This is a genomic window from Pseudomonas sp. QL9, from assembly GCF_041409665.1.
In the GTDB taxonomy this organism is placed as follows: Bacteria; Pseudomonadota; Gammaproteobacteria; order Pseudomonadales; family Pseudomonadaceae; genus Pseudomonas; species Pseudomonas knackmussii.
On record NZ_CP166971.1, the window covers coordinates 827733 to 840788 of the forward strand.

The 13056-nt window shown below is 58.5% G+C and carries 12 protein-coding genes, 1 tRNA gene and 1 rRNA gene; 2 read left to right on the plus strand and 12 right to left on the minus strand.

Annotation, left to right across the window (positions count from 1 at the left end; genetic code table 11):
- Window positions 1-5 precede the first annotated feature (5 nt).
- From ACA097_RS03835 to ACA097_RS03885, 11 genes are all read right to left on the minus strand, one after another.
- Window positions 6-1542, minus strand: a 16S ribosomal RNA gene (locus ACA097_RS03835).
- A 952-nt stretch (window positions 1543-2494) separates the two neighbouring features.
- Window positions 2495-2571 (minus strand) — tRNA-Pro (locus tag ACA097_RS03840).
- A gap of 84 nt (window positions 2572-2655) precedes the next feature.
- Entirely contained in the window at window positions 2656-3012 is a 357-nt protein-coding gene (locus ACA097_RS03845) for a MerR family transcriptional regulator (protein ID WP_043250922.1), read from the minus strand.
- The gene (gene ihfA / locus ACA097_RS03850) at window positions 2993-3295 is read right to left on the minus strand and encodes an integration host factor subunit alpha (protein ID WP_003090661.1); all 303 of its coding nucleotides are present in this window, start codon (window positions 3293-3295) and stop codon (window positions 2993-2995) included. The genes ACA097_RS03845 and ihfA overlap by 20 nt, the downstream gene beginning before the upstream one ends.
- Window positions 3296-3298: 3 nt before the next feature.
- The gene (pheT, locus tag ACA097_RS03855; RefSeq protein WP_371368608.1) at window positions 3299-5677 is read right to left on the minus strand and encodes a phenylalanine--tRNA ligase subunit beta; all 2379 of its coding nucleotides are present in this window, start codon (window positions 5675-5677) and stop codon (window positions 3299-3301) included.
- A 37-nt stretch (window positions 5678-5714) separates the two neighbouring features.
- A complete protein-coding gene (pheS, locus tag ACA097_RS03860; RefSeq protein WP_371368610.1) occupies window positions 5715-6731 on the minus strand; it encodes a phenylalanine--tRNA ligase subunit alpha in 1017 nt (338 codons plus the stop codon).
- A gap of 98 nt (window positions 6732-6829) precedes the next feature.
- Complete coding sequence (gene rplT / locus ACA097_RS03865) at window positions 6830-7186, minus strand: 50S ribosomal protein L20 (RefSeq protein WP_043250919.1); 357 nt, start codon at window positions 7184-7186, stop codon at window positions 6830-6832.
- Between the two features lie 18 nt (window positions 7187-7204).
- Window positions 7205-7399, minus strand: a complete 195-nt coding sequence (rpmI, locus tag ACA097_RS03870) for a 50S ribosomal protein L35 (protein ID WP_043250918.1) — start codon at window positions 7397-7399, stop codon at window positions 7205-7207.
- A gap of 60 nt (window positions 7400-7459) precedes the next feature.
- Window positions 7460-8011, minus strand: a complete 552-nt coding sequence (gene infC / locus ACA097_RS03875) for a translation initiation factor IF-3 (protein WP_197539269.1) — start codon at window positions 8009-8011, stop codon at window positions 7460-7462.
- A complete protein-coding gene (thrS, locus tag ACA097_RS03880; protein WP_043250916.1) occupies window positions 8011-9933 on the minus strand; it encodes a threonine--tRNA ligase in 1923 nt (640 codons plus the stop codon). Before thrS ends, infC begins: the two co-directional genes overlap by 1 nt.
- Window positions 9934-10162: 229 nt before the next feature.
- Window positions 10163-10996, minus strand: a complete 834-nt coding sequence (locus ACA097_RS03885) for an alpha/beta fold hydrolase (RefSeq protein WP_371368613.1) — start codon at window positions 10994-10996, stop codon at window positions 10163-10165.
- Window positions 10997-11284: 288 nt separating this feature from the next.
- Between ACA097_RS03885 and ACA097_RS03890 the strand changes: the two genes are divergently transcribed.
- Complete coding sequence (locus ACA097_RS03890; protein WP_043250914.1) at window positions 11285-11644, plus strand: histone-like nucleoid-structuring protein, MvaT/MvaU family; 360 nt, start codon at window positions 11285-11287, stop codon at window positions 11642-11644.
- Window positions 11645-12051: 407 nt separating this feature from the next.
- On the plus strand, window positions 12052-12276 hold the full coding sequence (locus tag ACA097_RS03895; RefSeq protein WP_043250912.1) for a hypothetical protein: 225 nt from the start codon (window positions 12052-12054) through the stop codon (window positions 12274-12276).
- 59 nt (window positions 12277-12335) lie between these two features.
- Here ACA097_RS03895 and ACA097_RS03900 read toward each other — a convergent pair whose 3' ends face one another.
- Complete coding sequence (locus ACA097_RS03900; RefSeq protein WP_371368615.1) at window positions 12336-12908, minus strand: DUF4946 domain-containing protein; 573 nt, start codon at window positions 12906-12908, stop codon at window positions 12336-12338.
- Window positions 12909-13056 lie beyond the last annotated feature (148 nt).

Genomic DNA, 13056 nt, shown 5'->3' on the forward strand with positions numbered 1-13056 from the left:
TCGATTAAGGAGGTGATCCAGCCGCAGGTTCCCCTACGGCTACCTTGTTACGACTTCACCCCAGTCATGAATCACTCCGTGGTAACCGTCCCCCTTGCGGTTAGACTAGCTACTTCTGGAGCAACCCACTCCCATGGTGTGACGGGCGGTGTGTACAAGGCCCGGGAACGTATTCACCGTGACATTCTGATTCACGATTACTAGCGATTCCGACTTCACGCAGTCGAGTTGCAGACTGCGATCCGGACTACGATCGGTTTTATGGGATTAGCTCCACCTCGCGGCTTGGCAACCCTCTGTACCGACCATTGTAGCACGTGTGTAGCCCTGGCCGTAAGGGCCATGATGACTTGACGTCATCCCCACCTTCCTCCGGTTTGTCACCGGCAGTCTCCTTAGAGTGCCCACCATAACGTGCTGGTAACTAAGGACAAGGGTTGCGCTCGTTACGGGACTTAACCCAACATCTCACGACACGAGCTGACGACAGCCATGCAGCACCTGTGTTCCGATTCCCGAAGGCACTCTCGCATCTCTGCAAGATTCCGGACATGTCAAGGCCAGGTAAGGTTCTTCGCGTTGCTTCGAATTAAACCACATGCTCCACCGCTTGTGCGGGCCCCCGTCAATTCATTTGAGTTTTAACCTTGCGGCCGTACTCCCCAGGCGGTCGACTTATCGCGTTAGCTGCGCCACTAAAATCTCAAGGATTCCAACGGCTAGTCGACATCGTTTACGGCGTGGACTACCAGGGTATCTAATCCTGTTTGCTCCCCACGCTTTCGCACCTCAGTGTCAGTATCAGTCCAGGTGGTCGCCTTCGCCACTGGTGTTCCTTCCTATATCTACGCATTTCACCGCTACACAGGAAATTCCACCACCCTCTACCGTACTCTAGTCAGGCAGTTATGGATGCAGTTCCCAGGTTGAGCCCGGGGATTTCACATCCATCTTACCAAACCACCTACGCGCGCTTTACGCCCAGTAATTCCGATTAACGCTTGCACCCTTCGTATTACCGCGGCTGCTGGCACGAAGTTAGCCGGTGCTTATTCTGTTGGTAACGTCAAAACAGCAAGGTATTAACTTACTGCCCTTCCTCCCAACTTAAAGTGCTTTACAATCCGAAGACCTTCTTCACACACGCGGCATGGCTGGATCAGGCTTTCGCCCATTGTCCAATATTCCCCACTGCTGCCTCCCGTAGGAGTCTGGACCGTGTCTCAGTTCCAGTGTGACTGATCATCCTCTCAGACCAGTTACGGATCGTCGCCTAGGTGAGCCGTTACCTCACCTACTAGCTAATCCGACCTAGGCTCATCTGATAGCGTGAGGTCCGAAGATCCCCCACTTTCTCCCGTAGGACGTATGCGGTATTAGCGTTCCTTTCGAAACGTTGTCCCCCACTACCAGGCAGATTCCTAGGCATTACTCACCCGTCCGCCGCTGAATCAGAGAGCAAGCTCCCTTCATCCGCTCGACTTGCATGTGTTAGGCCTGCCGCCAGCGTTCAATCTGAGCCATGATCAAACTCTTCAGTTCAATACTGATTGGGTTTTGAGAAAACCCTAAACTTGGCTCAGCAATCGCAAAAAACTCTCGAATTCACGAGTGTTACTTGTGATGCTGATAATCTTGCGATCACCAGTCTTAACTCACAAGCACCCACACGAATTGCTTGATTCAACTTGTTAAAGAGCGTTTCGGCGAAGTCTTTCGTCTCAACCGAGGCCGCGCATTCTACAGCAGCCCTTCTTGCTGTCAAGCTGTTTTTCGAAAATCTCTTTTCTACTCAACCGCTTGCGCTTTCGAGCAGCAACGCTTCTCGTCAGCGGGAGGAGCATATTACAGCGTTGAATTTCGCTGTCAAGCACCTCGGCGATCTTCTTTCATCGAGCCCGCAGAGGCGAACAAGAGAAAGCGGCAAGCGAGTCGCCTGCCGGACCACCACTCTCAGCCTCGAGAACCTGTAAGTGCTTGATTTTCAAGCTCTTTCAGCGCTTCGTCGCTGGGAGTGGTGCGCATTATAGGGACTTAAAAATGCCCGTCAACGACTTTCTGAAAGAATTTTCAGCGCGAGACCAAACAAGCGCGCCCACCTTTTTCTCGCAATAGATAGGCAAATGCCGCCGCACAAGCGAAAGCGCTTACAGCCCCTAAAGCGCACAAGCAGCAACAGCCCCACCACCAACTGCAATCGATCGCAGCCTATACACAGCTACATAAGGCATACCCCATCGAACCAGACGACACCACAGAGACCAGTAGAAATCACCCTCCACAGGACATCCAACACCAGAATGAGGCGCAAACATAGAACCAGGAGGCAAACCAACGACCAAGAGCGCCGAAACACTCAAGCTAGAACGACTGGGCGTCAAAGACATGCAGATGCAGCGCATCCCAGCAGGATAAGGAGAAGAGAAGCCAGGCAATTTAGAACTGCCAAATGCAAAAAAGGCCGGTCATTTCTGACCGGCCTTTTTGCCGAATTTGGTCGGGACGGAGTGATTCGAACACTCGACCCCTTGCACCCCATGCAAGTGCGCTACCAGGCTGCGCTACGCCCCGACGTTACTTCCGGTTGCCCGGTAAGCGGATCGCACTATACCGCAAGGAATCCATTCGGCAAAGTACTTTCCTGATTTTTTTCAGCTACTTGCGTAGCACCTGCAGAACGTCTTCCAGCTCGGTGATCATCTGACGAATGAGCAGCTTGTACTGGGTTACGTCTTCACGCGCTTCGTCACCAGAGAGGCGCTGACGCGCCCCACCGATGGTGAAGCCTTGATCGTAAAGCAGCGCGCGGATCTGGCGAATCATCAGCACATCCTGGCGCTGATAATAGCGGCGATTTCCGCGACGCTTGACCGGGTTGAGCTGCGGGAACTCCTGCTCCCAATAACGCAGCACGTGCGGTTTGACTGCGCACAGATCACTTACCTCACCGATGGTGAAGTAGCGTTTGCCCGGAATCGCAGGCAGTTCGGCGTTATGACTTGGTTCCAGCATAAGCCTCAACCCTGGCTTTTAGTTTCTGGCCTGGACGAAAGGTGACGACGCGGCGAGCCGTGATCGGGATCTCTTCCCCGGTCTTGGGGTTGCGCCCAGGGCGCTGGCGTTTGTCGCGCAGGTCAAAATTGCCGAAACCGGACAGTTTCACCTGTTCGTTATGCTCCAGCGCCTGGCGGATCTCTTCGAAGAAGAGCTCCACCAGTTCCTTGGCTTCCCGTTTATTCAGGCCCAGCTCTTCATACAGACGTTCGGCAATCTCAGCTTTCGTCAGAGCCCCCATACGCTACTTCCTTAACGTGGCGTTGAACCTTTGCTCCAGCGAGGCAACGATTTGCAGCGTAGTCGCGTTCACCTCGTCATCATTAAGAGTGCGTGATGGATGCTGCCAGGTCAAGCCAACCGCCAAGCTTTTTCCAAGCGGATCAATGCCTTTACCTTGATAGACGTCAAACAGCCTGAGGTCCGTGAGCCACTCCCCCGCCTCCTCGCGAATAGTCGCGAGGATCGATTCGGCCGGAACATCGCGATTCACAACCAGCGCCAGATCGCGGCGCACTTCCGGGAAGCGCGACAGTTCACTGAACTTCGGCAGTCGGCCACGCACCAGCTCACCCAGCACTAGTTCGAACAGATACACCGGGCGATCCAAGCCCAGCGCCTTGGCAAGCTCCGGGTGCAGCGCTCCCACGTAACCCACCAGTTCACCCTCACGCTCCACACGAGCAGTCTGCCCCGGGTGCAGCGCCGGGTGCTCGCCCGGGACAAAGGTGAAGCTGTCGGCTGCGCTAGCACTGGCCAGCAGCGCCTCAACATCGGCTTTCATATCGAAGAAGTCGACGTTATCACGCACGTTCGCCCAGCCCTCAGGCTGACGGCCGCCGCAGATCACACCGGCCAGCATGTTTTCCTGCTTCAGCCCCTCAAGCTGCCCGACAAAACGCAGGCCGCTTTCGAACAAGCGAACACGGGTTTGCTGACGGTTCAGGTTGTGCTGCAGCGCCTTGACCAGGCCCGGCCACAGCGAGGCGCGCATGGCGGCCATATCTGCAGAGATCGGGTTAGCCAGCGTCAAGGGCTTTACGCCCGGGTGGAACAGCTCGAACCACTTCGGATCGATGAAGCTGTAGGTAATGGCTTCCTGATAGTCGCGAGCAATCAGGAGACGGCGCAGCGCCGGCAGCTCTGCCTGGGTCTCGGACTTGTTGTTCGGGGCCAGGCGCGCTTGCGGATAACGTACCGGCAGGCGGTTGTAGCCATACAGGCGACCGAGCTCTTCAATCAGGTCGACCTCCAGGGAAACGTCGAAGCGATGACTGGGAACTCCCACCGTCCAGCGCCCTTCCCCATCAGATTTCACCTGGAACTCCAGCGCGGAGAGCAGGCGCTCGATTTCCGTAGCGTCCATCTTCATGCCCAGCATCTGCTCGACACGCTCGGCACGCAGCACCACCGGCTCAAGCTTCGGCAGATGCGCCTCGCTGACTTGCTCGGTAACAGGACCGGCCTGCCCACCCACGATCTGCAGCAGCAGTTCGGTGGCGCGCTCCATGGCGCGACGGGCCAGCGCGAAGTCCACGCCACGCTCGTAGCGATGCGAGGCGTCGGTGTGCAGGCCATACGAGCGAGCCTTGCCAGCGACAGCGATGTTGTCGAAGAAGGCGCTTTCCAGGAACAGATCGCGAGTCTTCTCACTGACACCACTGTGCTCGCCGCCCATCACGCCAGCCATAGCCAGCGCGCGCTCGTGGTCGGCAATCACAAGGGTATCGCCGCGCAGAGCCACTTCCTGGCCGTCCAGCAGGACCAGCTTCTCGCCCTCTTCAGCCATACGCACACGAATGCCGCCCTTGATCTCATCAAGATCGAAGGCATGCATCGGCTGGCCCAGCTCGAGCATCACGTAGTTGGTGATGTCCACTGCTGCGTCGATGCTACGGATATCCGAACGTCGCAGGCGCTCAACCATCCACAGCGGGGTCGGCTTGCTCAGGTCGACATTGCGGATAACCCGGCCGAGGTAGCGCGGGCAGGCGCTCGGCGCCAGCAGTTCGATGGAACGAATATCATCGATGCTCGGTGCAACCGGCTTTACGTCAACGAAGGTAACGGGCGCTGCGTACAGCGCGCCGACTTCGCGAGCAAGACCGGTCAGCGACAGGCAGTCACCGCGGTTTGGGGTCAGACCGATCTCGATCGAGGCGTCATCCAGCTCCAGGTAGTCGCGAATGCTCGCACCCACCGGGGCATCGGCCGCCAGCTCCATGAGCCCTGCGTTGTCGTCGCTGATTTCCAGCTCTTTGGCCGAGCACAGCATGCCGTTGGACTCAACGCCACGCAGCTTGGCCTTCTTGATCTTGAAGTCACCCGGAAGCTCTGCGCCAATCATGGCGAAGGGGATCTTCAGGCCCGGGCGCACATTCGGCGCACCGCAGACGACCTGGAAGGTCTCGCTGCCATTGCTGACCTGGCACACGCGCAGCTTGTCTGCATCCGGGTGCTGCTCGGTGCTGAGCACCTCACCCACAACCACGCCGCTGAAGACGCCGGCTACGGGAATCACGGCATCGACCTCAAGGCCTGCCATGGACAGACGAGCAACCAGCTCGTCACGGGAAACCTGCGGATTCACCCAGCTCCGCAGCCACTGTTCACTGAATTTCATCCTGCTCTCCTAATAATTCGTTGACGTCGTGCGCGGCCTAGCGGAATTGCCCGAGGAAGCGCAGGTCGTTGTCGAAGAACAGGCGCAAGTCATTGACGCCGTAGCGCAGCATGGCCAGACGCTCGATACCCATGCCAAAGGCGAAGCCCTGGTACTTTTCTGGATCGATGCCGGACATGCGCAGCACGTTCGGATGCACCATTCCGCAACCCATCACTTCCAGCCAGCCCGTTTGCTTGCACACGCGGCAGCCTTTGCCGCTGCACAGCACGCACTGGATATCGACCTCAGCCGAAGGCTCGGTGAACGGGAAGAAGGACGGACGGAAGCGCACCGAGAACTCTTTCTCGAAGAAGGCGCGCAGGAACTCCTCGATGGTACCTTTCAGATCCGCGAAGCTGACGTCTTCGTCGATCAGCAGACCTTCGATCTGGTGGAACATCGGGGAGTGGGTCAGGTCGGAGTCGCAGCGGTACACACGACCGGGGCAGACGATGCGGATCGGCGGGCGCTGGCTCTCCATGGTACGCACCTGCACCGGCGAGGTGTGGGTACGCAGCAGCATGTTCGCGTTGAAATAGAAGGTGTCGTGCATCGCCCGCGCCGGATGGTGGCCGGGGATATTGAGCGCTTCGAAGTTGTGGTAGTCATCTTCGACTTCCGGCCCCTCGGCTACTTCGTAACCGATACGAGTGAAGCACTGCTCGATGCGCTCCTTGGTACGGGTGACCGGATGCAGGCCACCGGAGGACTGGCCGCGGCCCGGCAGGGTCACGTCGACACGCTCAGCCGCCAGTTTGGCTGCCAACGCCGCGCCTTCAAGGTCGGTCTTGCGGGCGTTCAGCGCGTCCTGAACCTTTTCCTTGGCAACGTTGATCAGCGCACCGACCTTGGGGCGCTCTGCGGCCGGCAGGTCGCCCAGGGTCTTCATCACCTGAGTCAGCTCGCCTTTCTTGCCGAGGTAGTGAACCCGGATCTGCTCCAGGGCGTTGACGTCTTCGGTGTTCCGCACGGCGTCCAGGGCCTGCGAGACCAGCGCGTCCAGGTTTTCCATGTACCAACTCCAGATACAAAAATAGGGGAAGAGCGGTAAGGCTCTTCCCCTATCGGTGACGTTACCTCCGGACCGAGATCCGGTAACTGTCGTAGGGCTTAAGCCAGGCTGGCCTTCGCTTTCTCGACAATCGCGGTAAACGCCGCTTTTTCGTTCACAGCCAGATCGGCCAGGACCTTACGGTCGATCTCGATGGCCGCCTTCTTCAGGCCAGCGATCAGACGGCTGTAGGACAGACCGTTCATACGAGCACCGGCGTTGATACGAGCGATCCACAGGGCGCGGAACTGACGCTTGCGCTGACGACGGTCACGGTAGGCGTATTGGCCGGCCTTGATCACCGCCTGCTTGGCAACGCGGAACACGCGCGAACGCGCGCCGTAGTAGCCTTTGGCGAGTTTCAGAATCTTCTTGTGACGACGACGGGCGATCACGCCACGCTTAACACGAGCCATTTACATATCCTCCAAAAATCAACGCAGACGCAGCGAGCGTTCTACACGGCGTACATCAGACTTCGCGAGCAGCGAGGTGCCGCGCAGTTGACGCTTACGCTTGGTGGTCATTTTGGTCAGGATGTGGCTCTTGAAAGCGTGCTTGTGCTTGATGCCACCAGCAGTCACTTTGAAGCGCTTCTTAGCGCCACTCTTGGTTTTCATCTTTGGCATGTTTGGTACTCCGCATTCGTTAACAACTGATAACCATCAGGCCTGCCAGTGCCCGGGAGGTTATTTACGCTTCTTGGGAGCGATGACCATCATCAGCTGGCGTCCTTCCAGCTTAGGATGCTGTTCCACGGTGCCGAATTCAGCGAGATCGGTTTCGACCCGCTTCAACAGCTCCATGCCCAGCTCCTGGTGGGCCATCTCACGGCCACGGAATCGCAAGGATACCTTGGCCTTGTCCCCATCACTCAGGAAACGTACCAGGTTGCGTAGTTTTACCTGGTAATCCCCTTCTTCCGTCCCTGGTCGGAATTTGATTTCTTTGATCTGTTGCTGGTGCTGGTTCTTCTTCGCAGCCGCCGCCTGCTTCTTCTTCTCGAACAGGTGCTTGCCGTAATCCATGATGCGGCAGACAGGAGGCACCGCATCAGCAGAGATTTCCACCAGGTCCAGCTTGGCCTCTTCGGCGTGGCGCAGTGCCTCGTCGAGGGTGACTACACCGATCTGCTGACCGTCAGCACCGATCAGGCGCACTTCACGTGCGGTGATGTTCTCGTTGATCGGCGGTTTCGGGAGAGCCCGCTTATCCTGTCTCATTTCACGCTTAATAATGATTACTCCAAGTCTTGGCGACCACGCCGGGAAACCGCCCCAGTCAGTAGCTCGACGAACTGGGAAAGCGGCATCGAGCCGAGGTCTTCCCCTTCGCGCGTACGTACGGCGACGGCCTTCGATTCAACCTCCCGATCCCCAATAACTAGGAGATAGGGAACCTTGAGCAAAGTATGCTCGCGGATTTTAAAGCCGATTTTCTCGTTTCTCAAGTCGGACTTGGCACGGAATCCGCTTTGCTCGAGCTGGCGGACCACTTCTTCCGCCCATTCGCCCTGTTTATCAGTGATGTTCATCACCACCGCCTGGGTCGGCGCGAGCCAGGCTGGGAACAGGCCGGCGTAGTGCTCGATGAGCATACCGATGAAGCGCTCGAAGGAGCCAAGGATCGCGCGATGCAGCATTACCGGACGGGTACGGCTGTTATCTTCGGCGATATAGCTGGCATCCAGTCGCTCGGGCAGGTTCGGGTCGTATTGCAGGGTCCCGCACTGCCAGTTACGGCCCAGGCAATCCTTGAGGGTGAACTCGATCTTCGGACCGTAGAAAGCGCCCTCGCCCGGCTGGTATTCCCACTCCAGGCCCGACTCGTCCAGCGCATCGGCCAGCGCGCGCTCGGCGCGATCCCACAGCTCTTCGGAACCCACGCGCTTGGCCGGGCGGGTCGACAGCTTCATGGAGATGTCGGAGAAGCCGAAGTCGGAGTAGACCTGCAGGGTCAGCTTGATGAAGTCGGCAGCTTCCTTCTTCACCTGCTCTTCGGTGCAGAAGATGTGTGCGTCATCCTGGGTGAAGCCACGAACGCGCATGATGCCGTGCAGCGCGCCCGAGGGCTCGTTGCGATGGCAGGCGCCGAACTCAGCCAGGCGCAGCGGCAGATCGCGGTAGGACTTCAGGCCCTGGTTGAAGATCTGCACGTGGCACGGGCAGTTCATCGGCTTGACCGCGAAATCGCGACTTTCCGACGAAGTGGTGAACATGTTCTCGGCGTAGTTCGACCAGTGGCCCGAACGCTCCCAAAGAATGCGGTCGACGACCTGAGGGGTACGAACCTCCACATAACCGTGCTCGCGCTGCACTTTGCGCATGTACTGCTCGAGCACCTGATAAACCGTCCAGCCGTTGGGGTGCCAGAAGACCATGCCCGGCGCTTCTTCTTGCAGGTGGAACAGGTCCAGCTGCTTGCCGATGCGGCGGTGGTCGCGTTTCTCAGCTTCCTCGATGCGCTGGACGTATGCCGCCAGCTGCTTCTTGTCGCCCCACGCCGTGCCGTAGATACGCTGCAGCTGCTCGTTCTTCGAATCGCCGCGCCAGTAGGCGCCGGAGATCTTAGTCAGCTTGAATGCCTTGAGGAAACGAGTGTTGGGCACGTGCGGACCACGGCACATGTCCACGTACTCTTCGTGGTAGTAAAGGCCCATGGCCTTCTCATCGGGCATGTCGTCGATGAGGCGCAGCTTGTATTCCTCGCCGCGGGACTTGAAGACCTCGATGACCTTGGCGCGCGGAGTCATCTTCTTGATGACGTCGTAGTCCTTGTCGATCAACTCGGCCATGCGCTTCTCGATCGCCGCCATATCGTCAGGCGTGAAGGGACGCTCGAACGAGATGTCGTAATAGAAGCCTTCATCGATGACCGGACCGATGACCATCTTGGCAGTCGGGTACAGCTGCTTGACCGCATGGCCGACCAGGTGCGCGCACGAGTGGCGGATGATTTCCAGCCCTTCCTCGTCCTTCGGGGTGATGATCTGCAGGGTCGCGTCGTGCTCGATCGGATCGCAGGCATCGACCAGCTTGCCGTTGACCTTGCCGGCCACGGTGGCCTTGGCCAGGCCCGCACCAATGGATTGCGCCACCTCGGCCACGCTGACCGGGTGATCGAAAGACCGCTGACTACCGTCGGGAAGAGTAATGATGGGCATGGCGCCTCCTCTCCTAGTGGTGACCCCTACGAAAGGCCACATGGGTTGGGATGTGCCAGTAAGCGTCGCCCGCCGGGCGTGCCTGCCTCACAGTGGCAGGCGCCTTGTCGGCACCCTGCGCATTCGCGCGCGGACGGAGATCACTGGAAGATCGAATTGGGGCCCGGAAGCTCCAGGCCAAAATGAAGCGTGCATGGTACTGCAACTCGCCGAAACTGACGAGCGGCAGCTAGAGCGTAGCGATGAAACCCAGCACTGCACGATTGAAGGCCGCTGGACGAGTGGCGTTCATCCCGTGCGAGGCACCGGCGATGCGCGCCACCTGAGCAACCGGAAGCACCTTGTGCAGCGCCTCTGCCACGCTGGGAAATGGCTCCGGACTGCGCTCGCCACTGATCAGTAGCGTGGGCACATCCAGACCGGACAACGCCGCAAGCGAGAGAGGCTCAGGCTGATCGGCAACCTGGCCTATCAGGGTCATGGCGTTGTCCGCCGCCATTTCGCGAAAATGCCGGGAAGACCGCTGCCAGACGCCTTCACCGCTCACGGTGTCGACGAACAGCTGCAATCCAGCCTCTCGCTCGCCCTGCCTGATCAGCTGTAGCGCCTGCTCGCGAAAACGATTGCGCTCGGCCGGCGCGACCGGAGCGACCATACCTGCCGCACGAAACACATCTGCCGCGAAGTCGCCACCCGGATCGGCCAACACCAGCGAGCGCAAACGCTCGGGAGCCGCCAACGCCACCCTCAAGCAGAGATTGCCGCCACGCGAATGCCCCAGCAGATGCGCCGGCTCGCCAATCCAGTCGAGCAATGCCAGCAGATCCTCTACATGTTGGTGCGTAGTGAAATCGCCGCCCTCGCCGCTCCAAGCCTCCGGATAATAGTGACGCAAGCTCGGCACTATCAGCCGGCAGTGCTCACCCAGCCCGCGTAATTGCCATTGCCAATAGCGGTAATCGCAAAGGGAGCCGTGCACCATTACCAGGGGCGCCCCCTCCCCCTCTACCTGACACGAGAAGTCACGACCATTCAGGCGCAAGCTCAACAACGGGGAAGACATCGTTCTACCTCTTGAACAACACACGCAAAACGCGGGCGAGATCGTTCGCAAGAGCTCGCCCTTTATTGATTGAACGCAATTATCCGCGCATCCGGGGTCAGCAATAAAGTCGGCAATCGAAATGGTCTTCGTCAATTCTTGAGACGAAGTAGAAACGGCATGCGAAGAGATTGCACAGTCGGCCGCTTTAAATTAATAATTTCGCGCCCATAAAAATTCCGAATCCCGAATTCGTCACTCTCGACTCATTCGGCAAGCGTTTCGGAAAGACCCTCCTGGAGTGCATCAATGTCCAAACTTGCAGAATTCCGCGAAGCCGAGCGCCTGCTCAAAGAACAACTGGCCCTGCTGGAAAAGCTGAAAAGCGACAGCAGCCTGAAGAAAGAACTGGAATTCAAGGACGAACTGCAGGCCCTGATGGACGAATACGGCATGAACCTGCGCAACGTGGTCGAGATTCTCGATCCGCATGGCACCCGCAATGCCGTGCCCGCAGCAGTCGCGCCGCGCCGTACTCGCCAACTGAAGGTCTACAAGAACCCGCAGTCCGGTGAAGTCATCGAGACCAAGGGCGGTAACCACAAGACCCTGAAAGCCTGGAAACAGCAGCACGGCGCTGCAACCGTCGAATCCTGGCTGCAGAGCTGATTCACAAAGGGCGCCCAAAGGCGCCCTTTTTCATTCTTCCTTACAAACTCGACTTGAATAAAATCTGATCAATCGCGTAGAATCCGCGCCGCGAGTTACGAACCAAGGTCGCCCCTCCCAGCACCTCCCCGATTGGGCACGCTACTGGGATCCACAGGGCCTCGGCCAATAGCCAGCAGAACGTCGACATCCTCCCAGGCTCGATCCCGACTCGGATCGCCAGATCGACGCCAGCAGCTGAAGCTTTCAGGATTGCCATCCTTCGCCTGCGCATACCTGACGAACAACCTGAAGTTTTCATTCGCTGCCATATTCCAGTCACAGAGCTAACGCATCCTCAATTGACCGGAGTTTTTTACGATTCGAACGGTCTATAGCACCGTTACAGTTTGGAAGACCAAGACAACATGAAAAAGACCATCCAGATCCAGGAGGCGATCCGCACCCTCAAGGTGGCATTCGCCCCGCTCAACTGCATCATCATGGCCGCGCGCAAAGACAGTTTCAGCTTCACGCTGGTCAATGAGCACGGTATCGCCCGCCACAGCGAGCGCCTTTATCCGCAGCAGTATCAGAACCCGGAGCCGCTGCAAGCCGTTATCGAGCGTGTGCAGACCTCGCTCGCCGCCTGATCGCCAAGGCAAACGCAAAGCCCCGCATCGAGCGGGGCTTTTCATATCTGCAGCATTTACTACTGCAATTTCAAAGCAGACTTCACAGCCTCTATATCGGCCTTCTGCTCCTGATACTGCGCCGCCGGGGAGGCATAGCTCAGCGAATAAGCCGCCTCCTTGCCGACCGCCACCTGCAACACCTGCTTCAGCACCTCATTGCCGTTCTGGCTCACCGAGCAGATCAACTCCACCGCCGCCAACCCTCCCAAGGTCGCATCCTTCGGCTTGCTACAAGCCGCCTGGAGCCCCTGGCGAAGAAAATCAATCTGCAATGACTTGCGCATCTGCAGGATCACTCGCTGCATGTCCACATCATGCGAAGCCGCCAGGCGACTGCGGGTGACTTCCATGACAAGCACCTGAGTACCGTCAGCCGCCAGCTTGACGCCCCGCTCGCGCACCAGCGGCACGTCATCCGTCGGAGCCTCCGGCGAGCGCGAAACCTGCCACCCCGCCGGCCAGCTCACCACACCCTCCTCGGCCGACCACGCGACAAAGGCTGCCCCCATTCCCAGCAGCGCCACGCCCAACCTCGACCAACCCCGCATAGAACCTCCAGAAACCTGCCGCAAGCCTTGCAGCACGACCATGAGCGGCAGAACCACTCCACTTTCGCCAGGCAAACTACACTGTTTTTTCGTCGACAGCCTGTTCCGCCCGGACGCCTCTCAAGCGTCGCCCGACCGGCCCACGACAGCACCAGGGACAGGAATGGCTCAAGAGGGATACTCGATGCAT

Bases quoted from the DNA above. Each gene is read 5' to 3' on its own strand.
- ihfA (WP_003090661.1), bottom strand. From the start codon at position 3,295: ATGGGGGCTCTGACGAAAGCTGAGATTGCCGAACGTCTGTATGAAGAG.
- rplT (WP_043250919.1), bottom strand. From the start codon at position 7,186: ATGGCTCGTGTTAAGCGTGGCGTGATCGCCCGTCGTCGTCACAAGAAG.
- pheS (WP_371368610.1), bottom strand. From the start codon at position 6,731: ATGGAAAACCTGGACGCGCTGGTCTCGCAGGCCCTGGACGCCGTGCGG.
- ACA097_RS03890 (WP_043250914.1), top strand. From the start codon at position 11,285: ATGTCCAAACTTGCAGAATTCCGCGAAGCCGAGCGCCTGCTCAAAGAA.
- thrS (WP_043250916.1), bottom strand. From the start codon at position 9,933: ATGCCCATCATTACTCTTCCCGACGGTAGTCAGCGGTCTTTCGATCAC.
- ACA097_RS03845 (WP_043250922.1), bottom strand. From the start codon at position 3,012: ATGCTGGAACCAAGTCATAACGCCGAACTGCCTGCGATTCCGGGCAAA.
- ACA097_RS03895 (WP_043250912.1), top strand. From the start codon at position 12,052: ATGAAAAAGACCATCCAGATCCAGGAGGCGATCCGCACCCTCAAGGTG.
- rpmI (WP_043250918.1), bottom strand. From the start codon at position 7,399: ATGCCAAAGATGAAAACCAAGAGTGGCGCTAAGAAGCGCTTCAAAGTG.
- ACA097_RS03900 (WP_371368615.1), bottom strand. From the start codon at position 12,908: ATGGTCGTGCTGCAAGGCTTGCGGCAGGTTTCTGGAGGTTCTATGCGG.
- pheT (WP_371368608.1), bottom strand. From the start codon at position 5,677: ATGAAATTCAGTGAACAGTGGCTGCGGAGCTGGGTGAATCCGCAGGTT.
- ACA097_RS03885 (WP_371368613.1), bottom strand. From the start codon at position 10,996: ATGTCTTCCCCGTTGTTGAGCTTGCGCCTGAATGGTCGTGACTTCTCG.